We start from the raw sequence: 24287 nt of genomic DNA on the forward strand, positions 1-24287 counted from the left end.
GCACCGAAACCTAAACCCAATTTTGAAGGAAAGAAAATTATGGCAGTTATCAATACTAACCTGTTGTCCCTGACTACTCAGAACAACCTGAACAAATCTCAGTCTTCCCTGGGTACAGCAATCGAGCGTCTGTCCTCCGGTCTGCGTATCAACAGCGCTAAAGACGATGCAGCGGGTCAGGCGATTTCTAACCGCTTCACCTCTAACATCAAGGGTCTGACCCAGGCTTCTCGTAACGCCAACGACGGTATCTCCCTGGCGCAGACTGCTGAAGGCTCCCTGAACGAAATCAACAACAACTTACAGCGTATTCGTGAGCTGTCAGTTCAGGCGCAGAACGGTACTAACTCTGCTTCTGACATCGACTCCATCCAGTCTGAAGTTAACCAGCGTCTGCTGGAAATCAACCGTGTTGCTCAGCAGACTCAGTTCAACGGCAGCAAAATCCTGTCCGGTAACGCTGCTGGTACAGATATCAAAATCCAGGTTGGTGCTAACGATAGCGAAAGCATCGATATCAGCATCAATAAAAACTCCGATTGGAACAAACTGGGTAAACAAGCTGTAGGTGCGGACACTGTAAGCCAGGCATGGAATACCTCTGCAGGTAGTGTTTCTACAACGGCTGCTAACACCGGTACTGACTCACTTGTGAACACATCGATCTCTTCTTCTGCGGCAGCCACCCTGACTTTAAATAAAGTAGGTACTGATGCTCGTTCTGTTGGTGTTCTGAGTGATGGCTTTGACGTGCTGTCAACTGATGTGCTTAAAGACGTTGATGCAGCAATCAAAGCGGTTGATAACCAGCGTTCAGATTTGGGTGCGATTCAGAACCGTTTCGAATCTACCATTTCTAACCTGAGCAACACCATTACCAACCTGTCTGCTGCACAGTCCCGTATTCAGGATGCTGACTACGCTACCGAAGTTTCTAACATGTCTCGTGCGCAGATCCTGCAGCAGGCTGGTACTTCTGTACTGTCTCAGGCGAACCAGGTTCCACAGGGTGTTCTGTCCCTGCTGCGTTAATATCGCTTTATGTTCAACAAAGGTCAGCCTGCCGGCTGGCCTTTTTTATTTTCGGAGAAATAAAATTTTTTCCCTTCTTATTCCACTACTTACATATATCCGTCAGATCAGTATCCAACTTTTCTCTTCCTCAGTCAGAAGATTCAATTTGGCTTTTTTTCCACTGTGAATTGAACTTTTGGATATTGCTTTATCATCCTTAAAGCCAAGCGGATGCCGCACACTTAATGACCTGCAACCTCTTCTAGAAAACTTGTGTTCAAATAATAAGGGAGGATCTTACATTTGAGTGGGTCAGCTCATACCATTTACGTTGGCTGTTTTTATTCGCTTAGGGTAAGCGTGAATTAACGGGTAATTGATCAGACTGCTCCGCGAATTGGGACGTAAGGAGCTTTGCTACTCTGCTACCATATCAGAATAAAAGGTGGACATATGAACAACGTGGTCAACAATGAAACACCGGCAGAGTTTACGCTCTCCGGGTCTCGGCGTCTTTACAGCTCTATAGACCATATTCGGGCTGCAGCGTGGCTCTACGGAGTGGACACAGAACGTACCCGAAATTCGTCAGTGCTGGTATTAGGATGTGGTAACGGGGAAGAGTTACTCGCCACGTCGGTCAAATATCCGTACGCCGACGTCGTGGGTATCGAACTGGAGACAGAAAACTGTCTGGACGCAATGTTGGCTACCTTGGCCAGCGGCAGAGACAATCTGAAGCTTTATTCTGCATCAATTGAAACCTTTCTCGCGGCTGATTTAGGCAAATTCGATTTCATTATTGTGCAGGGGAGTTTTACCTTTCTGTCAAACTCGCTGACGGATGCGATTTTGCTTTCCTGCCAGCAGCGTTTAAGCGAGAAAGGTATCATCGCCATTGACTGGTTTTGCCAGCCTGGTGCCGGGTTTATAGAAACTTTACGCGATGCTATGCAGATCCACAGTAGCCGCGCCAATACTCGTGGCGGGCAGATCGAGCACGCTCGCGCGATGTTGGCCTGGCTTGATCAGACGACCGTTGAGACCAGCACAACCAAAAAACTGATTACCCATATCAACAAAACCTCGCAACAGCTTTCGGACGCGCTGCTAAGCCATCATTATCTGAGTAGCGATCATACCGCCAGCTATTTGATTGAATTTAATGAGCGGATTCAGAATAGCGGGCTGGCGTATGTGGGCGACCTCCGGCCTGCCACTGAGCATACAAGCTATTTTGATGATGACATGACGGAGTCATGGCTGAAACTGTCCAACGGTGCGGGGAAGGTTTTAACCCAGCAATATCTGGATATCGCGGTTAACCGTAATCGCCGGTTTAGCTTATTAGTCAATGAAAACCGAAGCGGCGAGGTATTCGAAACCGTTGATTATAGCCGCCTGAAAGGCATGCGTTGGGCGGGCAGCTTCCGCCGTAAAAGCCTGAATATTCGTCATAGTCCAAATTTTTTGGCTGGTCATGATGGCACGCCGATTGCTACGGAAGATATTACTGCACTTGGGATCCTTGATATTCTGGGTGAAGCTTGGCCCCTCAGCGTGAGTTTTGAACAGCTCGTTTTCCATACTCGCCTGCCAGATGACGATCCGCTGGAAATTGATGAACAGACCCACAGAAAAAAGGTCCTAGCCGCACTGACCGCACTGTTTAAAACGAATTTTGCCGGATTGCACTACCAGCGTGAAGTGGAACCTGTCTCAATGGAACATGAATTAGGTATGGCACCTTCGGTTTCTGCACAAATTCAGGCTAAACCTGATGCCAGTGCGCTTATCAATCTCTGGGACGAAACGGTCAACATCAGCGATGAAGAGCGTGCCTTAATACGTAATCCTAAAATAGTACATGATGAAGATAATCATCTGCTATTTGAGGGGCTGATATTTAAAGGGTTATTGACAGGGTCGGTGATCGCCTGGAAGCGCTATTACCAGTTAATGGCTAATCAGGCGAGCATTACTGAGGCAGGGCGCATTGCCAATGCGTTACTATTGTTCTCCAGTAATGAATCGGCGGGCGGGTTCTATTCCAGCGAATTTGAAAAACTGGCCAAAAAGATGATGCTATCCGCACAGACCGGAACGGAGCCGGAAGTCGATGCGGATATGATTATTGAAATTAATAAACTTCTTATTAAAGGCGAGAATGCCCTAGCTCGAGAGTTGGTGGCAAAAAGAATTCCGGTCCTTCAGGAAACTTTAAACGGTAACTATTATCTGGTGCGTTTTTATAAGCGCGTTGCGGATTATCCGGCGGCAATTCTTGCCCTTATCCGTATGCTTTCCTTTAATTCGACCAGTCTGTTTATCTATTCTGAACTGGCGATGGTATTGCACGAGTACCGTATGTCGTGGCAGGCAGGGCGTTTAGCCAGAGCAATATTACGTTGTGATAACACCAGCGGCCCTGACTGGTATCTGTTGGGTATTTTGCATAAAGAGAGTAAAACGCTCGAGCGAGCAGAATATTGTGTCCGTAAAGGTGTGAAATTAGTGCCGACCAGCAAACAGATGGTCAGTCTGCTGGGTAGTTGCTTGTGTGAGCAAGCTAAAACAGACGAAGGCATTGCGTTCCTGAAGCAATCCATAAAAGATCCTTTAGTCGATTTTGGTAATATGGGTTCGCTTGCCTTTATTCTGACCCACAGCGGTAATGCTTCTGTAATGGAAATATTAAAGTACCATCTGGGTTACGCGAATGGCGCCATGCGATGGGCCGAACAGCAGAAATTTGTGGGTTATCAACCGCTAGATAAAAATATCAACCGCAAACTACGCATTGGGTTTGTCTCTGGCGATTTCAAGGAAAACCACCCGGTTAACTTCTTCTTCTTACCTGTCTGGGATGCGCTGGACAGAAGCAAATTCGAACTTTTTGCTTATAACAGCGCCCCGGCGTATGGGCGGAATGCCGGCACGGATTATTACGAAAACACGGCTGACGGGTGGAGAGAGGTTCAACACACCAGTACCACTGAACTCGCCGAAATGATCAAGCAGGATCAGATTGATATTCTCATCGATCTGGCGGGCCATACGGCGTATAACCGTCTGATGACCTTTGCATTGAAACCTGCACCGGTGCAGATCTCTTGGGTGGGTTATCATGCCACCACGGGCCTGCCGACCATGGATTATTATGCAACCATCTTCCCGGTTCCGAAAGATCCGGCGCTTGAATCGCAGTTTACAGAAAAACTGATCTATCTTTCGTTGCCACGCAATTTCGGGGCGAAGGAAGAAAGCCCGGATATTAATATATTGCCGGCGTTCGAAAATGGCTATTTCACATTCGGCAGTTTTAACCGTCCGAATAAAGTCAATGACAGCGTTCTTGACATCTGGGCGCAGATTTTACTGGCGGTCCCATCGTCCCGGATGATTGTGGCTAACATGCCAATGGTGACTTGGCCTGAACTGGAACATAAATTCGAGATCCGCGGTATCGATAAGGACCGAATTACGCTGCGTGAAGCGACCGATATGCAGTCGTATTTGAAAGCGCATAATGAGGTCGATTTACTGCTGGATACCTTCCCGTTCACCGGCGGAACGGTGACCAGCCATGCGGCGTGGATGGGGGTGCCGACGGTCTCCCTTTCAGGGGAAACGCTGGTATCCCGTCAGGGCGCATCAATTATGTACTCTCTGGGTTTACCTGAATTTATTGCCCACAGTAAAGAAGAATACGTCGCCAATGCCGTGGGCTGGACACAGCGTCTGAATGAACTTAATTCGATTCGAACGAATCTGCGTAACAGCATGAAAATCAAACATAATCAGAAAGAAAATATAGCCGATTATGTGGAACAAATGCTGCATAAGTGCTGGCAGGATTATTGTGAAGGACGTGAACCGGAGAGTTTCTCGGTGGGCGAAATTTATGAGATTAATAAATAACGTAGTTTTGTAACTTCACACTACGACAGCAAGGATAATTTTTTATCCTTGCTGCAATAAAACCGCATTTAGCTTAACTCTCAAAATAACCCCCCATTTCACCCCTATTCACCCAATTAAAACCCCTCCAGAAACGGATAATCATGCCGATAACTCAACTAACGCAGGGCTGTTTATCGTGAATTCACTCTATACCGCTGAAGGTGTAATGGATAAACACTCGCTGTGGCAGCGTTATGTTCCGCTGGTGCGCCATGAAGCATTGCGGCTTCAGGTGCGGCTACCGGCGAGTGTGGAACTGGACGATCTGCTACAAGCGGGCGGTATCGGGTTATTGAATGCAGTTGACCGGTACGACGCTCTGCAAGGAACGGCATTTACGACTTACGCAGTACAACGTATTCGTGGTGCGATGCTCGACGAACTGCGCAGCCGCGATTGGGTGCCGCGCAGCGTTCGACGCAATGCACGCGAAGTAGCGCAAGCAATGGGGCAGCTGGAACAAGAGCTCGGACGAAACGCAACGGAAACCGAAGTTTCGGAGCGTCTGGGGATCACCACGGCTGACTATCGCCAGATGTTGCTCGATACCAACAATAGCCAACTCTTCTCCTATGACGAGTGGCGTGAAGAGCATGGCGATAGCATCGAGCTGGTGACGGACGATCATCAGCAGGAAAACCCGTTGCACCAGTTAATGGAAGGCAATGTACGCCAGCGCGTGATGGAAGCCATCGAAGCGTTACCGGAACGCGAGCAGCTGGTGCTGACCCTCTATTACCAGGAGGAGCTCAATCTCAAGGAGATTGGGGCCGTGCTGGAAGTAGGGGAGTCGCGGGTTAGCCAGCTGCACAGCCAGGCCATTAAACGCTTACGTACCAAGCTGGGTAAGTTATAGGTGATCCATATCACCCGTTAAATGCCGCACAACGTATTGACAACCAGGAGTTATCATGACGGTGCAGCAATCTAAAAGACGGCCACTAAGCCGCTACCTGAAAGACTTTAAACACAGCCAGACGCATTGCGCCCATTGCCATAAGCTGCTCGATCGCATCACGCTGGTTCGTCGCGGCGAAATCGTCAATAAAATTGCGATTTCCCGACTCGATACTTTGCTGGATGAAGCCGGATGGCTGGAAGAGCAGAAAGAGTGGGTGGCGTTATGCCGTTTTTGCGGCGATCTGCACTGTAAAGAGCAGAGCGACTTTTTCGATATCATCGGCTTTAAGCAATTCCTGTTTGAACAAACAGAGATGAGCCACGGCACGGTGCGCGAATATGTTGTGCGTCTGCGTCGCCTGGGCCAGCATCTGACCACGCAGCGTATCTCCCGTGATTTACTGACCAGCGGTTATCTGGATGAGAATCTGGAGCCGTGGCTGCCTGCGACCAGCACCAATAACTACCGGATTGCGCTGCGCAAGTACGCGCAATTTAAAACGCAAATGCCGGTGACGCCAAAGCAGAAAGTCCACCGCGAAACAACTTCTGATATATATTAAAAATGAATAACATGTAGCGGAGTCGTGTTTGATCTTGCGGCCGAACGCCCTACACTACAATCAAAATTCCAATGATATCGGGGTAAGTATGAAATTTGCACTTTTGGGTCGTCAGGCGCTGATGGGTGTAATGGCCGTTGCGCTGGTAGCTGGTATGAGCGTGAAAACGTTCGCGGCAGAAGGTCTGTTAAATAAAGTGAAAGAGCGCGGCACGCTGCTGGTTGGGCTGGAAGGCACTTATCCTCCGTTCAGCTTCCAGGGTGACGACGGTAAACTGACCGGGTTTGAAGTGGAGTTTGCCGAAGAGCTGGCCAAACATCTGGGTGTGAAAGCGTCGCTGAAACCGACCAAATGGGACGGCATGCTGGCCTCGCTGGACTCCAAACGTATTGATGTGGTGATTAACCAGGTCACCATCTCTGACGAGCGTAAGAAAAAGTATGACTTCTCCACCCCGTATACCGTCTCCGGTATCCAGGCGCTGGTGAAAAAAGGTAACGAAGGCACGATCAAATCTGCCGCCGATCTGAAAGGCAAAAAAGTCGGTGTCGGTCTGGGGACTAACTACGAAGAGTGGCTGCGCCAGAACGTGCAGGGCGTCGATATTCGTACCTATGATGATGACCCGACCAAATACCAGGATCTGCGCGTAGGCCGTATCGATGCCATTCTGGTTGACCGTCTGGCGGCGCTGGATCTGGTGAAGAAGACCAACAACACCCTGGCGGTTGCCGGTGATGCCTTCTCCCGTCAGGAAGCCGGTGTTGCCATCCGCAAAGACAACGACGATCTGGTGAAAGCCGTCGACGGTGCGATTGCGGATATGCAGAAAGACGGCAGCCTGAAGGCGCTCTCCGAGAAATGGTTCGGGGCAGACGTCACAAAGTAAGCAGTTGAATGCAAAAAAAGGCGCTTTGATAAGCGCCTTTTTTATTTCCTCGCCAGCAACGTGCATAATAAAAAAAGACAGACTTAGACAGGGTTACGGAGGTTTTCATGTCATTACAGAATCTAACGCGTTTTCCGCGCCTCGAATTTATTGGCGCCCCGACGCCACTGGAGTATTTGCCGCGCTTATCGGACTACCTCGGGCGCGACATCCTTATCAAACGTGATGACGTGACGCCCATGGCGATGGGCGGCAACAAGCTGCGCAAGCTGGAGTTCCTCGCTGCGGATGCCCTGCGCGAAGGGGCCGATACCCTGATTACCGCCGGAGCAATCCAGTCCAACCATGTGCGCCAGACCGCCGCCGTTGCGGCAAAGCTGGGCCTGCACTGTATCGCCTTGCTGGAAAATCCGATTGGCACCCAGGCAGAAAACTACCTCAGCAACGGCAACCGTCTGCTGCTGGACCTGTTCAACGTGCAGATTGAAATGTGCGATGCGCTGACCGACCCGGTGGCGCAGCTGCATGAGCTGGCCACCCGCGTTGAAGCTCAGGGCTTCCGCCCGTATGTGATTCCGGTGGGTGGCTCGAACGCGCTGGGCGCGCTGGGTTACGTCGAAAGCGCGCTGGAAATTGCCCAGCAGTGCGAAGGGGCAGTGGGCATCTCTTCGGTGGTGGTGGCCTCCGGTAGCGCAGGCACCCATGCCGGGCTGGCGGTGGGGCTGGAGCAGTTAATGCCTGACGTCGAGCTGATTGGCGTCACCGTATCGCGCAGCGTTGCCGATCAAAAACCGAAAGTGGTCACCCTGCAGCAGGCGTTGGCTCAGCAGCTGGAGGTGAGCGCCAACGCCGACATCATCCTGTGGGATGACTACTTCGCGCCAGGCTACGGCACCCCAAATGACGAAGGCACCGAGGCAGTAAAACTGCTGGCGCGTCTGGAAGGGATCCTGCTGGACCCGGTCTATACCGGCAAAGCGATGGCGGGTCTTATTGACGGCATCAGCCAGAAGCGCTTCAAAGATGAAGGGCCGATTCTGTTTATTCATACTGGCGGGGCGCCGGCTCTGTTTGCCTACCATCCTCACGTCTAAATCACAGGCAGAAAAATCATAATGCAAGAAAGTATTCAACTGGTGATTGATTCGCTGCCCTACCTGCTGAAAGGTGCGGTGTTTACGCTGCAACTGAGTATTGGCGGGATGTTCTTTGGCCTGCTGCTGGGCTTTATTCTGGCGCTGATGCGCATGTCGCCGGTGCTGCCGGTGCGCTGGCTGGCGCGTTTTTATATCTCCGTGTTTCGCGGTACGCCGTTGATTGCCCAGCTGTTTATGATCTACTACGGCCTGCCGCAGTTTGGTATCGAACTCGATCCCATCCCGGCGGCGATGATTGGTCTGTCGCTCAACACCGCGGCCTACACCTCGGAAACCCTGCGCGCGGCAATCTCCTCCATTGAAAAAGGGCAGTGGGAAGCCGCAGCCAGTATCGGTATGACGCCGTGGCAAACCCTGCGCCGGGCGATCCTGCCTCAGGCCGCACGCGTGGCGCTGCCGCCGCTGAGCAACAGCTTTATCAGCCTGGTGAAAGACACCTCGCTGGCGGCCACCATTCAGGTGCCGGAGCTGTTCCGCCAGGCGCAGCTGATTACCTCGCGCACTCTGGAGGTCTTCACCATGTATCTGGCCGCCTCGCTGATCTACTGGGTGATGGCGACGGTGCTGTCGGCGCTGCAAAACTATTTTGAAAACCAGCTTAACCGCCAGGAGCGTGATCCAAAATGAGTGCTATCGACGTTAAAAACCTGGTGAAGAAGTTTCACGGCCAGACGGTATTGCACGGGATCGACCTGGAGGTGCAGGAGGGCGAAGTGGTGGCGATCATCGGGCCGAGCGGCTCCGGTAAAACCACGCTGCTGCGCAGCATCAACCTGCTGGAGCAGCCGGAAGGCGGCACCATCCGCGTGGGTGAGATCACCATTGATACCGGCAAGTCCCTGAGCCAGCAAAAAAGTTTAATTCGCCGTCTGCGCCAGCATGTCGGCTTCGTCTTCCAGAGCTTTAATCTGTTTCCCCATCGCACGGTGCTGGAGAACATTATTGAAGGGCCGGTGATTGTGAAAGGCGAATCGAAAGAGGAAGCCACTGCCCGCGCCCGCGAGCTGCTGGCGAAGGTGGGGCTTTCCGGCAAGGAGACCAGCTACCCGCGTCGTCTCTCCGGCGGCCAGCAGCAGCGTGTGGCGATTGCCCGCGCGCTGGCGATGCGTCCTGACGTGATCCTCTTTGATGAACCGACCTCGGCGCTGGATCCGGAGCTGGTGGGGGAGGTGCTGAACACCATTCGTCAGCTGGCGCAGGAGAAGCGTACCCTGGTGATTGTCACCCATGAGATGAGCTTTGCCCGGGATGTGGCGGACAGGGCGATATTTATGGACCAGGGACGCATCGTTGAGCAGGGGCCGGCAAAATCACTGTTTGCCGACCCTCAGCAGCCTCGTACCCGGCAATTCCTGGAAAAATTCCTCATGCAATAGCATGTTTGCTCTCAATTGCTCCGGAAATAATCCCCGGAGCAATATATTCATCCCCGCTATGAATGCTTGCCTGATTTTATCCCGGCAAAACCGCTCTAAGTGCATAAAATGTGTAGGTAATTATCGCAGGGTCGATATTTTATACATATAAATAAGATTTATGTGTTAGTTTAGAAATCCATAATAATGATTATCTTTTACAGGGGCTTAATTCAGTCAGTATGAAGGATTTAGATTTTTTCACATGGCGACGGGAATGCTTCCTCCGTTTTCAGCAGATGACTTCTGCCGACGAGGTATATCCTGAACTACAGCGACAAACGCAGAACCTGGGTTACGATTTCTTTTCGCTCTGTGTTCGTCATCCGGTGCCTTTCACGCGCCCTAGAGTCTCGGTGCATTCGACCTATCCGCAACAGTGGATGGCCCAGTATCATGCAGAAAATTTTTTCGTCATCGATCCGGTGCTCAAACCTGAGAATTTCGTTCATGGGCACTTACCCTGGAACGATGCCTTATTTGCAGAGGCGCAACCTTTATGGGACGGCGCGCGCGACCACGGACTGCGAAAAGGGATCACCCAGTGCCTGATGCTGCCTAATCATGCGATGGGATTCCTGTCGGTCTCCAGTACCAGCCTGTCGGTGAACCTGCTGGCAGGTGAAGTGGTAGAACTGCGTCTGCAAATTCTGGTGCAAATGGCGTTGACCACGCTGCTGCGGCTGGAACATGAAATGGTGATGCCGCCCGAGATGAAATTCAGCAAGCGCGAGAAAGAGATTCTGAAATGGACGGCGGAAGGGAAGACTTCAGCAGAAATAGCCATCATTCTTTCTATTTCTGAAAATACGGTGAACTTCCATCAGAAAAATATGCAGAAGAAATTCAATGCGCCTAACAAGACGCAGATCGCGTGCTATGCGGCCGCGACGGGGATTATCTGACTACACTTCTGTTCTGCGTGGCAGGCGAGTAAACGGCTGAAGGCACTGCGTTCAGCCGTTTTTGTTTTATTGACGGTAAGCTTGTTTGATCTGCTTAACGGTGCTGGAAAATACCTCGGCCTCAGACTGGTTTTCCATCTGCGCAATCTGGCGTTCCATCTTAAGGATCACACGACCGGCGTCCGCCTGGCCCATCGCCTGCAGCATCAGGGTCAGCAGGGATTTCAGACAGGAGACTTCCTGTGCCAGTTCTTGATTATTCTCCGCAGTGGCGAAATCAGGTGTGCTCATTTATTTTCCTCATGATAAAAACAGCGCTCAAGCGCATAGACCAAAGTAAAGGCGGCGGAGTATACCACAAGCCGTTAAGAAAAACGCAGTGCTTGTTTTTTGTACATTATCCCGCTTTGTTTATTCAATTGAACAAGTTTAACTTTGAATTTTCTAATACTTTAGTGTGGGTTAATTGTTTGATGAAAGTAGGGTAGAGGTTAATTATTGTTACAAATTTATAAGGTGTATATTATCAGCAATAAAATAGCGCTTAAAATTTGTAAGTTTTTGAAAACATCCTTCTAAGAAAAGTGGTCAATGTCGCCCTGCACAAGGCATCTGTTGCCAGTCGATGTACAACTTAATTTCCAAAAAAAAGTGCGGTATCGAGAGCATCTATTTTTTAACGTTTTCAGTTTCGGATAAAACCCGTTAATATGTGCCGAATAAACTGTCTGTAGCGATATCCCTATTCTGGAGAATTTCCTTTGATCAACGTCCTTCTTGTTGATGACCACGAACTGGTGCGCGCAGGGATACGACGCATTCTTGAAGATATAAAAGGTATTAAAGTTGCCGGCGAGGCCTGCTGCGGTGAAGATGCCGTAAAATGGTGCCGGTCGAATAACGCCGATGTTGTCCTGATGGACATGAACATGCCCGGCATTGGTGGCCTGGAAGCGACGCGTAAAATCGCGCGTACCTGGGTTGATACCAAAGTGATCATGCTGACGGTTCACACTGAAAATCCTCTTCCTGCAAAAGTGATGCAGGCAGGGGCTGCGGGCTATTTAAGCAAAGGTGCCGCCCCTCAGGAGATGGTCAACGCAATCCGTTCCGTCTACTCCGGGCAGCGCTATATCGCTTCCGATATTGCGCAGCAGATGGCGCTTAGCCAGATTGAGCCAGAAAAGACCGAATCACCGTTTGCCAGTTTGTCTGAGCGCGAATTGCAGATTATGCTGATGATTACCAAAGGCCAAAAGGTGAATGAGATCTCCGAGCAGCTTAATCTCAGCCCGAAAACGGTGAACAGCTACCGCTACCGTATGTTCAGTAAATTGAACATCCATGGCGACGTTGAACTCACTCACCTGGCCATCCGCCATGGTCTTTGCAACGCTGAGACCCTAATTAGTCAGTGAGTGAAGTGTTTGAATCCAGTGCATTCCTGAAAACCGTTACCAGCCAGCCAGGCGTCTACCGGATGTATGACGCTGGCGGGACGGTTATCTACGTCGGAAAGGCGAAAGACCTCAAGAAGCGACTTTCCAGCTATTTCCGCAGCAATCTTGCCTCCCGCAAAACAGAAGCGCTGGTCGCCCAGATCCAGCAGATCGATGTCACTGTGACCCACACAGAGACCGAAGCGCTGTTGCTGGAGCATAACTACATCAAGCTGTATCAGCCGCGTTACAACGTGCTGCTGCGCGATGACAAATCCTATCCGTTTATCTTTCTCAGCAGCGACACCCATCCGCGTCTGGCTACCCATCGCGGCGCTAAGCATGCGAAAGGCGAGTACTTTGGCCCGTTCCCCAACGGCTATGCCGTGCGGGAAACCCTGGCCCTGCTGCAAAAGATTTTCCCGGTTCGCCAGTGTGAAAACAGCGTCTATCGCAACCGCTCCCGTCCGTGCCTGCAGTATCAGATCGGTCGTTGCCTTGGGCCCTGCGTAGAAGGGCTGGTCAGCGAGGAGGAGTATGCGCAGCAGGTGGAATATGTGCGCCTGTTTCTTGCCGGGAAAGACGACCAGGTTCTGACCCAACTGATTGCCCGCATGGAGAAGGCCAGCCAGGCGCTGAACTTTGAAGAGGCGGCGCGGATCCGCGATCAGATCCAGGCCGTGCGTCGGGTCACGGAAAAACAGTTTGTCTCCAACAACGGGGATGACCTGGACGTGATTGGCGTCTCCTTTGATGCGGGCATGGCCTGCGTGCATGTGCTGTTTATCCGTCAGGGCAAGGTGCTTGGCAGCCGCAGCTACTTCCCGAAAGTGCCTGGCGGCACCGAGCTGGGCGAAGTGGTGGAGACCTTTGTCGGCCAGTTCTATCTGCAGGGCAGCCAGATGCGCACCCTGCCGTCGGAAATTTTGCTCGATTTTAATCTCAGCGATAAGACGCTGCTGTCCGATTCGCTGTCGGAGCTGGCGGGGCGTAAGGTGAACGTCCAGACCAAACCGCGCGGCGATCGTGCCCGCTACCTGAAGCTGGCGCGCACCAACGCGGCGACGGCGCTGAGCACCAAACTGTCCCAGCAGTCGACCATTCACCAGCGTCTTGCCGCGCTGGCGACAACGCTACAGCTGCCGGAAGTAAAACGGATGGAGTGCTTCGACATCAGCCACACGATGGGGGAGCAGACCGTTGCTTCCTGCGTGGTGTTCGATGCCAACGGGCCGCTGCGCGCGGAATATCGCCGCTATAACATCACCGGCATTACCCCCGGCGATGACTATGCCGCCATGAATCAGGTGTTACGCCGCCGCTACGGTAAAGCTATTGAAGAGAGTAAGATCCCGGACGTTATTGTCATTGACGGTGGCAAAGGGCAGCTCGGCCAGGCAAAATCGGTGTTTGCCGAGCTGGACGTCACCTGGGATAAGCATCATCCGCTGTTACTGGGTGTGGCCAAAGGCACCGACCGTAAAGCCGGGCTGGAGACCCTGTTCCTGGAACCGGAAGGGGAGGGTTTTAGCCTGCCGCCGGATTCACCCGCGCTGCATGTGATCCAGCATATTCGCGACGAGTCGCACGATCACGCGATCGGCGGCCACCGTAAAAAACGGGCCAAGGTGAAAAACACCAGTACGCTGGAGACGATCGAAGGGGTCGGGCCAAAGCGTCGCCAGATGCTGCTGAAATACATGGGCGGTTTGCAAGGATTACTCAACGCCAGCGTGGAGGAAATTGCAAAAGTGCCGGGTATTTCGCAAGGGCTGGCAGAAAAGATCTACTACTCGTTGAAACATTGAGGGCTCTGTAGCAACATAGGGCTAATAATTACTGACAACAAACAGTTACCGTCACTATGCGATTAAACATCCCTACGTTGTTAACGCTTTTCCGCGTCGTCCTTATTCCTTTCTTTGTGCTGGCGTTTTACCTGCCTTTCGTCTGGGCTCCCTTCGCCTGTGCATTGATCTTCTTTATCGCGGCTGTGACCGACTGGTTTGACGGCTACCTGGCGCGTCGCTGGAACCAGAGCACCCGTTTTGGGGCCTTCCTCGATCCGGTAGCCGACAAGGTGATGGTCGCCATCGCCATGGTGCTGGTGGTGGAGCATTACCACAGCTGGTGGGTCACCCTGCCTGCCGCGACCATGATCGCCCGTGAAATTATTATCTCGGCCCTGCGCGAGTGGATGGCTGAACTGGGTAAACGCAGCAGCGTGGCGGTCTCCTGGATCGGTAAGGTAAAAACTACCGCCCAGATGGCGGCGCTGGTGTGGATGTTGTGGCGTCCAAACGAGTGGGTAGAGTGGGCCGGTATTGGCCTGTTTATGGTCGCTGCGGTGCTGACGCTCTGGTCGATGTTGCAATATTTGAACGCTGCACGCGGCGATTTGCTTGATCAGTGATCGTTTCGCCTTAATTTTCAGCAAACGATCCTGAGTTGCGAAAAATAACGTTGACTCAAAACGTCAGGTAAGTAGAATGCAACGCATCGAACGACGGCACGGTTCGTTAGTCGATAAGAAAATCAAGTGATTAGCATAATGACTTGATGATTGCGGGAATAGCTCAGTTGGTAGAGCACGACCTTGCCAAGGTCGGGGTCGCGAGTTCGAGTCTCGTTTCCCGCTCCAAATTTAAGACAGTCGCAATTGCGGGTGTCAGTCGCAAGACAAAACATTTAAGGCGCGTTAGCAAAGCGGTTATGTAGCGGATTGCAAATCCGTCTAGTCCGGTTCGACTCCGGAACGCGCCTCCACTTTCTTCCCGAGGCCGGATGGTGGAATCGGTAGACACAAGGGATTTAAAATCCCTCGGCGTTCGCGCTGTGTGGGTTCAAGTCCCACTCCGGCTACCATGGGAAAGCAAAGAATAATCAAAGCAATAAGCAGTGTCGTGAAACCACCGAAAGGTGGTTTTTTTGTGCCTGCAATTTACCGTTCTAGCCTGACCGGTGGAGAGGATGCGCTCAATTTTGATCCCCGGCGCAACAAGTAATGCATCGAATATTTCATGCTCGTTATGAACGCCCGCCCCAGGCAACTGTGAAAAGAGATTTAACGCCATCTGACTGCCTCCGCTGACCATCAGGATCGGTTGAACAGGTGGGAGAGATTAGCCCCTTTGAGGAAAATAAACGCCAGCAGCAGGCCGCCCCACAGGGCCATGGTGATATAGCTGCTCACCCCGAGAATGTTCAGACCGCTCTCCAACATCTGCAACAGGATCAGCGCCATCACCATGCCAAAGACTTTGCCGAAGCCGCCATCGGGGTTGACCCCGCCCAGCACCGCCGCCAGGATCGACACCAACAGATAAGACTCCCCGTAAGAGGCCTTGGCCGAGTTCAGCTTGGACATCATCAGCAGTGCGGCAATCACGCACAACACCGATGAGAGGATATAAACCCAGATAAGCGTCCTGCGGGTGTTGATCCCGGCGTAGTGGGTTGCCTGTTCATTGGAGCCAATCAGGTAGAGGGTGCGCCCGAAGGCGGATTTTTCGAGGATCACCCACAGCACCGCCACGACGGCCAGAAACACCAGTAACGGCAGCGGGATGCCGAGGACATCGGTGCTGTTGATGACCAGGACGTAATCCGGGAAGTTGGATATCGACGAGCCTTTGGAGATCAGGATATTGATCCCCTTCAGCAGGGTCATGATCCCGAGCGTCGCTAAAATCGGCGAGACCCGCACCACGGCAATCAAAAATCCTATCACCGACCCAATGAGGATCGCCATGGCGAACCCGGCAGCCAGCACCAACAGCATGCTGCTGAAGGTCGGGGGATAGTGGGTGGCGACCCAGGCCATCACCAGCCCGCAGGCGTTCATGGTGGCGATGATGGACAGGTTGATCCCACCGGTGAGGATGGTGACCGCCATGGCTAACGCCAGCACGCCGAGGATCGGCATCTGCGAGGCGACAGACTGGAAGTTGGCGGACGACCAGAAGACAGTGGGGATGAGAAAGCTAAACGCGATCACCACGACGGCGATTAACAGACTCAGGTAAATCTCGACGCGATCCTGGGTTTTTCTGGCGCTCATGCTAGTGCTCCCTGACCTTTGCGCTGACTCCAGGCCGTCATGCTGATGCTGGTAACAATCACCACCCCGGTCACGACCGTATGCCAGTAAGAGGAGACCCCTGTCAGATTGAGGCCGTTTTGTATCACGGCCAGTAAAATCACCCCCAGCAGGGTGCCGAGTAAGCTGCCGCGCCCGCCAACAATACTGGTTCCGCCTAACACCACCGCTGCGAGCACCGTCAGCTCATAGCCGAGCAGCGAGTCGGGGGCGACGGTCAGGACGGTCGCGGACTGGACCACACCGGCCACGCCGGACATTAATCCCATATAGCCGTAAACAAACAGCTGCATTTTAAAGATGCCGAACCCCATCCGGGAGGCCGCTTCGCGGTTGCAGCCCATGGCGTAAATCATCCTGCCAATGCTGGTTTTATTCATGATAAAGCCGGTTAATGCCACCACCACCAGCAGGGTGATGATCGGCAGGCTCAGGCCATAGTCGTAGCCATCGGCGGCCGTGAATTTAAACAGCATTACCCCTTGTTCAAACCACTCCGGGTAGCTGTAGAGCCAGACTCCTTTAGACAGGTACAGCAGCAGGCCGTAAAAAATATTGAGGGTTGAAATGGTAATGATGATGGAGGGCACCTTCAGCCGGTTCACCAGCGTGGCGTTGACCAGGCCGAGGAGTAAACCCAGCCCGCCGGACAGCGCAAAGGCCAGGGCAAAATTGCCGCTGGTGCCCTGAATCAGGGTCACCATCACGTACTGGGAAATGATGGTCATGGCCGGGAAGGATATATCGATCCCGCCGGAGATCAGGACGATAAACAGGCCGCAGGCCAGGATAGTTAACATGGCGTAGTTGTTGATCAAATCGTAGATATTGCCCAGCGTCATAAAATCGGCGCTGGCAAACGACAGATAGCCGCCAATCACAATAATGGTCAGCCCGAGAAACAGCTCATGGGTTTTGACCCCGATTTTCTTAGCCATTGACGACCTCTGCCAGCGCGGCCTCTGTGGTCTTTTCCGGGAGGATTTCAGCGACGATCTCGCCCTTGCGCATCACTAAAATCCGGTGACTGTTAAAGAAGGCTTCGTCGATCTCGTCGGTGATCATCAGCACCGCGATCCCCTTGCGCGACAGGGCGGAGATGATCTGGTAGATCCCCGCTTTGTTGGCAATGTCGACGCCGACGGTGGGGGAGTCGAGGATCAGCACTTTAGGGTTGATGGCCAGCCATTTGGCAATCGCCACGCGCTGGGCGTTGCCGCCGGAGAGGGTGTTAACCGGCAGACTCACGCTGCCAACCTTAATGCTCAGCTGCTCGATGAGATCCGTGACGATGCGGTCCGATTTGGACCTGTCCAGCAGCCTGAACGGCGTTTTCAGCCGCTGCAGCACGGCTGAGATAATATTGTCATTGATCGACTGATCCATCACCAGGCCGGTGCTCATCCGGTCTTCAGATACGTAGCCAATCCCGGCTTTCACCGCATCCCGGTTGCTGGCGAAATGAACCACCTTGCCCTCCAGCGCTATCTCGCCGGAATCAGGTTTCGTAAGCCCAAACAGGCTCAGGCACAGTTCCGTACGCCCGGCACCCAGCAGCCCGGTAATGGCTAGGATCTCCCCCCGGTGGATCTGGAAAGAGATGTCTTTATACTGCTGACGTTTAGTGAGGTGAGTGACCTTAAGCGCCACCTCGCCAATTTTCTCAATCGGCGGCAGGACCGCATACGAGAACGCTTTCCCGGTCATCAGGAAGGCGAGTTTTTTAGTGTTAATGTCGCTGGCGGGGTAAGTGCCGATCAGGCTGCCGTTTTTCAGCACGCTGATCCGGTCGGAGATCTCCAGCACCTCATCCAGCCGGTGGCTGACAAAAACCACGCAGATATTTCTTTTCTTGAGGTCGCCAATCACCCGCAGCAACCCCTTCACCTCCTGCATGGTCAGCGAGGCGGTAGGCTCATCCATAATGATCAGCCGGGCTTCCTGGGCCAGCGCCCGACAGATGGCGACGATCTGACGTTGAGCGATGGGCAGGGAGTCCACGTTGGCATCCAGATCCAGCCTGGCGTCAATACTCTTCATCGTCAGCTCGGCGATACGGCGGATTTCCCGCTTGTTGACCAGCAGATGGTGGTGATGCTGATGGATGCCGATATTTTCCGCGACGGTTAAATTAGGGAATAAGGAGAGATCTTGATAGATCACCTGAATCCCGGCTTTGACGGAGTCGATAGGCGAAAGATGGGCATAAGGCTTACCCTCTATGGCGATCTCAAAGCCAGGATCGGGTTTATAGACGCCGGAGATGATTTTAATCAGGGTCGATTTGCCGCAGCCGTTCTGCCCGGCCAGACAGTGCACTTCTCCGGGATACAGCGTCAGGTTGATGTTATCCAGCGCTTTCACACCGTAGAAAGTCTTGCTGATCTTACCCAGTGAAATAAAGGGCTCCATGTCTACCTCTCAGGGACTCAGGCCGCACGCCCGGACAGGACGTGCGGGTTCCGCGGATCAATACAGGCTATCGATATTCTCTTTGGTGACGCGCAGAACTTTGTGGAATTTGATGATGCGCTTTTCGGTATCCACGTCCGCTTTACCGAGGCTCGGGATCTCCAGACCCTGGGTAATCTCTTCGCCTTTCAGGACTTTGTCGGCGATGGCGGTAATGGCGTACCCCGCAGAGGCCGGATCGTAGGTGATGCCCATGGCGATATCGCCGCTTTTAATCAGCGAGGCGGCCTGGGAGGGGATCATCATGCCGTAGACAAAGACTTTGCCTTTCGCCCGTTTCTCTTTCACCGCCCGGCCCGCACCGATAGGGCCCTGAGAGCCAAATGAGACGATCCCTTTCATGTCGGGATGGGCTTTCATCAGATCGATGGTGGTACGGCGGGCGTCGTCGATGTTTTCCGCCACCGGCATCCGGTTGGTGACTTCATGCATCTCCGGGTAGTGTTCTTTCTGGTATTTGACGAACAAATCGGCCCACAGGTTATGCTGCGGCACGGTCAGGCTGCCGACGTAAATCACATACCCCCCTTTACCGCCCATGGCTTTTGCCATCTCCTCGACGTTGTCGGCGGCGAATTTCTGGTTATCGATAATTTCCACATCCCAGTTGGCGCTGGGCTGCCCGGGGGATTCATTGGTTAATACTACGATGCCCGCCGCACGCGCCTTTTTAAATACCGGCTCGAGAACATCGGCGTCATTAGGCACGATACCGATCGCGGAGACTTTTTTAGCGATTAAATCCTCAATAATTTTAACCTGCTGCGGCGCATCGGTACTGGACGGCCCCACCTGAGAGGCTTTAATTCCGAGATCGCTGCCCGCTTTCGTCACGCCTTCCCCCATGCGATTAAACCAGGGCATGCCGTCTATTTTTGAAATATTGACCACTTCAATTTCTTTCGCCATTGCAGAGGTCGAGAAAACCATCAACCCGAGCAAGCTCGCAGACAATAATTTTGTTAAGCCTATTTTACTCATCTCATACCTCTGTAGGGTGGTAAAAAATTAAAATGAATATCTGGATATGTTGTTTGAGATAGCGGTGTTCATTTTTAATATTAGGTGAGAATAACCATTCCCTCATGCTGTAAATCTCTGGTCAGGAAATGGGGAATATATTTTTAAATCCGGCCCTTAAAGAATTAACAGTAGGGTTTTCATATTTATAATGTTATGGAGTTACCGGCTTATAGCATGGACTATTATGCCAATACTCTATTTTGCGAGAGGTATCACAAATATTTGCCGATGAATTAAATAAGTGCACGATCGGCCCCCTCTCCATTCAGGGAGAGGGATGGGGTGAGGGGGAACATGCGGCTCAGGTGGTGGTTCCGTTCACTTTACGTTCTGCACTTCTCTGCCAGCCGCGTCACCCGTGAACGTGTTAAGGGGCTTGCCGCCGCCCCTTAACAATCCCGGCTCCCGGCAAGAAAATCGCCGCTTCGCGGTGCCCTCAGCTTATTCTTCCAGGCTTTCGGGTCGGGCGTCCCTGCGCCTCGCCCCGGCCTTCCGGAAACGCTTCGGCGATATTCAGCCGGACCAGGGAGCCGCTGTAAGCCTTTTGCTCTTTTAAAATTTCGCTTTTGCTGTATGAGCAATCTCCATAATCGCTCTGTACAGTAATTAATCACACCTTCTCCCCAGCCCTGCAATTATTGCGGTTATTGCGGATTTTTTGCCTTCATGCCTGTACAACCCCGCCAGAATGCCGCCTAATAACGGCGCTCATTTTTCCATTCACAGTTAACAGGTCTGTTATTGATGAATCATCTCTATCACTCCGCGCCAGCGCCTGTCTGCTGTGATGAACATTCATTCTCAAGGGACAGATAGCCATGCAGCGTCGACAATTTCTTAAATCCAGCGTTCTTCTTTCTGCCGCAGGCCTGGTGGGCCCGGCCATCGCCAGCCAGACGGTGGTGCAAAACAGCGCGCCGCTGGCCGCGCCGGTGATGCGCCGCCGTTTTGTCCTGTCGCAAACCTATAAGCTGGCACCGCCGCAGGGCTCCAGCGGGGTGGTTAAACTCTGGATCCCGTTACCGGTGGATACCGCCTTTCAGCAGATGACCGGCGTGTCGTTCAGCGGCAATTATCAGCAGGCATACATCACCACCAACAACGCCTACGGGGCCAAAACCCTGTTCGCGAGCTGGCCAAAATCCGACGGCGATCTGCTGCTCCAGCTCGATCTGGAGATCGAAACCGCAGACTGGGAGCCGCTGAAGCATGACGCCCTGAAACACTGGCAGGCACCGGAGCAGATCGTCTATCCGCTGGCGGTTAAGCCGTACCTGCTGCCGACGACGCACACCCCGGTTGATGGCCTGGTACGCGAAACGGCACAAAAAATTACCGGCGGTGAAACCGATCCGCTGAAGAAAGCGCGCCTGATTTACGAATGGGTCAGCAGCCATATGGAGCGCGATAATGACGTGATCGGCTGCGGCACTGGCGATGTGGCCACCATTCTGCAAAGCGGCAAGCTCAGCGGCAAATGCACCGACATCAGCTCGGTGTTTGTCGCCCTGGCGCGTGCCAGCGGCATCCCGGCGCGTGAGCTGTTCGGTATTCGTCTGGGCCGGGCCAACAAGCTGGAGCGTTACTCCGCCAGCGCCTTCGGCAAGGCCGACAGCGCGGGCGTGTCCGACGTCAGCGGCGGGCAGCACTGCCGGGCGGAGTTTTATCTGGCGGGCTACGGCTGGCTGCCGTGCGATCCGGCTGACGTCACCAAAATGCGTCTGGCGGAGAAAAAAGCGCATCAGGATCCCGACGTGCAGGCGGTAAATACCTACCTGTTTGGCAACTGGGAGATGAACTGGGTGGGCTTCAACTACGGGCGCGATTTCGAACTCTATCCGGCGGCGGAGCAGGGGGCGGTGAATAACCTTGGCTACCCGTATGCCGAAGTGGACGGCGACCCGCTCAATTTTTACGATCCAAAGGTGTTTACCTACCACTATGTCTCAACAGAACAACGCTAAGGGAGCAGGACTGACCCTGCTGACGGCGGCCGCGGCGGCCGTCACCGCCGGGCTGTGCTGCGTCGGGCCGCTGCTCTATCTGCTGTTTGGTATCTCGGCCGCCGGTTTTGCCGGGCTCAGTCAGCTGGAATTTCTGCGGGTGCCGATGATCCTGCTCTCGTCAGGGCTGATGCTGCGGGTATTCTGGCGGCTCTATTTTTCAACGCGGCCGTGGTGTACCGGACGGATGACGCTGGGGCAAATGCGTCTGCTGTTCTGGCTCTCGCTGCCGGTGCTGTTGCTGGTGCTGTTCTACCCCACGGTGGTGGCCTGGTATTATGAGGTGATGGAATGAAACGACTGCTGATAATCGCGAGTCTGTTGCTGCCCCTGGTTGCGCAGGCCGCAAATGAAAAAGTGGTGCTGGACGTGCAGGGCATGACCTGCTCGTTGTGCGTGATTTCGGTAAACCAGGCCCTGCGGGAAACGGAAGGGGTGGTGAAAGCGAAAGCGTCGTTAAAGACGCGGCAAACCGACGTTATTGTCCCGGAAGGTTTCCCGACGGAAACCTTATTACAGGCGGTGGCGAAAACAGGTTATTCGGCAACTGTGAACCGTATTGAAAAACCGTAAATATAATAATAATGCCTGATGGCTTAATTATTAGTAGCGTCTTTCCCAAATAATGGGAAAGACGCATTACCACACAATTATTAATAAATTATGATGATATTGTTTCAGTTTGATAAATATCATGTGAAGAAACGTTGACCTTCCCACCCGCGCGCTCTATCTTTTAATAAGATTATCCATATAAAGCTCCATTTTATCCATATATCGTCTTTTATGGCGGTGTGTCGATCCCTTACGCCAGCATTCGCTGCGGCTAAAGATGGATTAAGGTCAATATGAATATAACCGCGAGTAAATATACCCTCTGGATCCGCGATATTACCCTTAATCCATGGGCTGCTTTTTATTTCCTGCAGTCGGTGCTGATTAATTACTCGTTTGGATATTCATTCAGCCTGCTTTATTCAGTGGCCTTTAGCTGCGTACTGTTTGTTCTCTGGCGGATCGCCCCCCGGGTGCAGAAAGGCGTTATTGTGCTGTGTAGCCTGCTGGCGGCGATGTACTTCCCGTTTCAACAGGCCTATGGCGCACCGAATTTCAATACTCTGCTGGCGCTACACTCCACCAACGTCAATGAATCCGTTGAGATCCTGACGATATTTCCCTGGCATAGCTATCTGGTTTCACTGTTTATTCTGGTATTAGGCGGGGTGGCGGTAGGGCGTAAAATAACCCCGAAAAAGCCGTGGCGCCGCGTGGATATGCTCTGTCTGGCCTTCAGCGTGGCCTGTTTCTTTATGACCCCGATGAAAAACCTGGTCCACTGGGGCAACTTTACCCTGATGGATGTGGGCTATCCGGTGTTCCGCTTTGTGAAGGACGTGGTGATCAACAACCGGGAAGTGGTGCAGGAACAAGCGCACATGCTGGAACTGGCTAAATTGAAGGACAGCTGGACCGTGCTGGCGGTGAAGCCCCGCTATCAGAACTACGTGGTGGTGATCGGGGAAAGCGCGCGGCGGGATGCCTTAGGGGCCTTTGGCGGGGAGTGGAATAACACCCCGTTCGCCAGCTCTGTTAAGGGCACGCTGTTTACGGATTTCGTCTCCTCCAGCGCCTCCACCCAAACCTCGCTGGGCCTCTCCATGACCCGGGTGCGTGGGGGAAGTCCGGAGTATCAGAATAACTTCGTCACGCTGGCAAACCGCGCCGGTTTTCAGACCTGGTGGTTCTCCAATCAGGGGCAAATTGGTGAAAACGATACCGCTGTCGCCAGTATTGCGAAGCGAGCGAATGAGGTGAATTTTTTGCGCAAAGGGTATTACGAAGATGAAAACAACCCGCGGGATGAGGCCTTGTTACAGATGACGCAGCAGGTGCTTGCCACCCAACCGACTAAAACGCGGCTGATCGTCCTGCATTTAATGGGCTCACACCCGCAGGCCTGCGAGCGCACTCAGGGCAAATACGTCGAGTTTGTGCAATCGAAAGAGACCTCCTGTTACCTTTACAGCATCACCCAGACCGATGCCCTGTTAAAACAGCTCTATCAGCAGCTGCAAAATACCGGCGACAGCTTTTCGATGGTCTACTTCTCCGATCACGGCCTGACCTATAAAGCCCGTCTGACCGGAGGGCAATATATGGGTCATGGTGATGCCTTCCAGCAGAACTATCAGGTGCCCTTTATGATCATGTCGAGCGACGACAAAGCGCATCGCCTGATAGAGGCCCGGCGTTCCGCCAATGATTTCCTCGATTTCTTCTCCGTCTGGACCGGGATCGAGGCGAAAGAGCTCACCCCGACATACCCCTTTGTCTCGGAGCAGGATGTGGGCACCCCCTGGGTGACGAACTTCAGGCTTGAGAAAGTGGACTACGAGCAACTTCCTGACGATCACCATTGATGCCGCCAGTCAGGGAGACCTGACT

At 52.9% G+C, this 24287-nt stretch carries 21 protein-coding genes and 3 tRNA genes; 19 read left to right on the forward strand and 5 right to left on the reverse strand.

Going from position 1 to position 24287, the window contains the following annotated elements:
• The first annotated feature begins 39 nt into the window (after window positions 1-39).
• From V7Q49_RS01855 to sdiA, 9 genes are all read left to right on the forward strand, one after another.
• Window positions 40-1032, forward strand: coding sequence for a flagellin N-terminal helical domain-containing protein (locus tag V7Q49_RS01855; protein ID WP_333849035.1), 993 nt, complete (start codon window positions 40-42; stop codon window positions 1030-1032).
• Between the two features lie 435 nt (window positions 1033-1467).
• Window positions 1468-4935 carry an O-linked N-acetylglucosamine transferase family protein gene (locus V7Q49_RS01860; RefSeq protein ID WP_333849036.1) on the forward strand — a complete coding sequence of 1156 codons (3468 nt, stop codon included), beginning with the start codon at window positions 1468-1470 and terminating at the stop codon, window positions 4933-4935.
• A 178-nt stretch (window positions 4936-5113) separates the two neighbouring features.
• Window positions 5114-5833 (forward strand): RNA polymerase sigma factor FliA, encoded by a 720-nt coding sequence (gene fliA, locus V7Q49_RS01865; RefSeq protein ID WP_191152498.1) that lies wholly within the window; start codon window positions 5114-5116, stop codon window positions 5831-5833.
• A gap of 55 nt (window positions 5834-5888) precedes the next feature.
• Complete coding sequence (gene fliZ / locus V7Q49_RS01870) at window positions 5889-6440, forward strand: flagella biosynthesis regulatory protein FliZ (protein ID WP_191152499.1); 552 nt, start codon at window positions 5889-5891, stop codon at window positions 6438-6440.
• A gap of 88 nt (window positions 6441-6528) precedes the next feature.
• Window positions 6529-7329, forward strand: coding sequence for a cystine ABC transporter substrate-binding protein (tcyJ, locus tag V7Q49_RS01875; RefSeq protein WP_191152500.1), 801 nt, complete (start codon window positions 6529-6531; stop codon window positions 7327-7329).
• 107 nt (window positions 7330-7436) lie between these two features.
• A complete protein-coding gene (gene dcyD / locus V7Q49_RS01880) occupies window positions 7437-8423 on the forward strand; it encodes a D-cysteine desulfhydrase (RefSeq protein ID WP_333849037.1) in 987 nt (328 codons plus the stop codon).
• Between the two features lie 21 nt (window positions 8424-8444).
• Window positions 8445-9113, forward strand: a complete 669-nt coding sequence (tcyL, locus tag V7Q49_RS01885) for a cystine ABC transporter permease (protein WP_191152502.1) — start codon at window positions 8445-8447, stop codon at window positions 9111-9113.
• Window positions 9110-9862 (forward strand): L-cystine ABC transporter ATP-binding protein TcyN, encoded by a 753-nt coding sequence (gene tcyN / locus V7Q49_RS01890; RefSeq protein WP_333849038.1) that lies wholly within the window; start codon window positions 9110-9112, stop codon window positions 9860-9862. Before tcyL ends, tcyN begins: the two co-directional genes overlap by 4 nt.
• Before the next feature lie 221 nt (window positions 9863-10083).
• Window positions 10084-10806, forward strand: a complete 723-nt coding sequence (gene sdiA / locus V7Q49_RS01895) for a transcriptional regulator SdiA (protein ID WP_333849039.1) — start codon at window positions 10084-10086, stop codon at window positions 10804-10806.
• 66 nt (window positions 10807-10872) lie between these two features.
• Here the strand turns inward: sdiA and V7Q49_RS01900 are convergent, their stop codons facing one another.
• Window positions 10873-11097, reverse strand: coding sequence for a DUF2594 family protein (locus tag V7Q49_RS01900; protein WP_333849041.1), 225 nt, complete (start codon window positions 11095-11097; stop codon window positions 10873-10875).
• A gap of 470 nt (window positions 11098-11567) precedes the next feature.
• Between V7Q49_RS01900 and uvrY the strand changes: the two genes are divergently transcribed.
• From uvrY to V7Q49_RS01930, 6 genes are all read left to right on the forward strand, one after another.
• Complete coding sequence (gene uvrY, locus V7Q49_RS01905) at window positions 11568-12224, forward strand: UvrY/SirA/GacA family response regulator transcription factor (RefSeq protein ID WP_333849042.1); 657 nt, start codon at window positions 11568-11570, stop codon at window positions 12222-12224.
• On the forward strand, window positions 12221-14053 hold the full coding sequence (gene uvrC, locus V7Q49_RS01910; protein WP_333849043.1) for an excinuclease ABC subunit UvrC: 1833 nt from the start codon (window positions 12221-12223) through the stop codon (window positions 14051-14053). The genes uvrY and uvrC overlap by 4 nt, the downstream gene beginning before the upstream one ends.
• A 56-nt stretch (window positions 14054-14109) precedes the next feature.
• On the forward strand, window positions 14110-14658 hold the full coding sequence (gene pgsA, locus V7Q49_RS01915) for a CDP-diacylglycerol--glycerol-3-phosphate 3-phosphatidyltransferase (RefSeq protein ID WP_138369386.1): 549 nt from the start codon (window positions 14110-14112) through the stop codon (window positions 14656-14658).
• A gap of 152 nt (window positions 14659-14810) precedes the next feature.
• Window positions 14811-14886, forward strand: a tRNA-Gly gene (locus tag V7Q49_RS01920).
• Between the two features lie 51 nt (window positions 14887-14937).
• Window positions 14938-15011, forward strand: a tRNA-Cys gene (locus V7Q49_RS01925).
• A 12-nt stretch (window positions 15012-15023) separates the two neighbouring features.
• Window positions 15024-15110 (forward strand) — tRNA-Leu (locus V7Q49_RS01930).
• A 229-nt stretch (window positions 15111-15339) separates the two neighbouring features.
• Here V7Q49_RS01930 and V7Q49_RS01935 read toward each other — a convergent pair.
• Genes V7Q49_RS01935 through V7Q49_RS01950 form a run of 4 tightly spaced genes read right to left on the reverse strand, consistent with a single transcriptional unit; the run spans window position 15340 to window position 19797 of the window.
• Window positions 15340-16305 carry an ABC transporter permease gene (locus V7Q49_RS01935; RefSeq protein WP_333849044.1) on the reverse strand — a complete coding sequence of 322 codons (966 nt, stop codon included), beginning with the start codon at window positions 16303-16305 and terminating at the stop codon, window positions 15340-15342.
• Window positions 16302-17282 (reverse strand): ABC transporter permease, encoded by a 981-nt coding sequence (locus V7Q49_RS01940; RefSeq protein ID WP_333849045.1) that lies wholly within the window; start codon window positions 17280-17282, stop codon window positions 16302-16304. The genes V7Q49_RS01935 and V7Q49_RS01940 overlap by 4 nt, the downstream gene beginning before the upstream one ends.
• Entirely contained in the window at window positions 17275-18756 is a 1482-nt protein-coding gene (locus V7Q49_RS01945) for a sugar ABC transporter ATP-binding protein (protein WP_333849046.1), read from the reverse strand. The genes V7Q49_RS01940 and V7Q49_RS01945 overlap by 8 nt, the downstream gene beginning before the upstream one ends.
• A 57-nt stretch (window positions 18757-18813) precedes the next feature.
• Window positions 18814-19797, reverse strand: coding sequence for an autoinducer 2 ABC transporter substrate-binding protein (locus tag V7Q49_RS01950; RefSeq protein ID WP_333849048.1), 984 nt, complete (start codon window positions 19795-19797; stop codon window positions 18814-18816).
• 860 nt (window positions 19798-20657) lie between these two features.
• Between V7Q49_RS01950 and V7Q49_RS01955 the strand changes: the two genes are divergently transcribed.
• The 4 genes from V7Q49_RS01955 to V7Q49_RS01970 all read left to right on the forward strand — a co-directional run bounded on the left by V7Q49_RS01955 (window position 20658) and on the right by V7Q49_RS01970 (window position 24262).
• Window positions 20658-21803 (forward strand): transglutaminase-like domain-containing protein, encoded by a 1146-nt coding sequence (locus tag V7Q49_RS01955; RefSeq protein WP_333849049.1) that lies wholly within the window; start codon window positions 20658-20660, stop codon window positions 21801-21803.
• On the forward strand, window positions 21781-22137 hold the full coding sequence (locus V7Q49_RS01960) for a mercuric transporter MerT family protein (protein ID WP_333849051.1): 357 nt from the start codon (window positions 21781-21783) through the stop codon (window positions 22135-22137). Before V7Q49_RS01955 ends, V7Q49_RS01960 begins: the two co-directional genes overlap by 23 nt.
• Window positions 22134-22415, forward strand: a complete 282-nt coding sequence (locus tag V7Q49_RS01965) for a heavy-metal-associated domain-containing protein (protein WP_333849053.1) — start codon at window positions 22134-22136, stop codon at window positions 22413-22415. The genes V7Q49_RS01960 and V7Q49_RS01965 overlap by 4 nt, the downstream gene beginning before the upstream one ends.
• Window positions 22416-22690: 275 nt before the next feature.
• The gene (locus tag V7Q49_RS01970; protein WP_333849054.1) at window positions 22691-24262 is read left to right on the forward strand and encodes a sulfatase-like hydrolase/transferase; all 1572 of its coding nucleotides are present in this window, start codon (window positions 22691-22693) and stop codon (window positions 24260-24262) included.
• The last annotated feature ends 25 nt before the right edge of the window (window positions 24263-24287 follow it).

Source organism: Leclercia sp. (assembly GCF_036780805.1).
Classification (GTDB): Bacteria; Pseudomonadota; Gammaproteobacteria; order Enterobacterales; family Enterobacteriaceae; genus Enterobacter.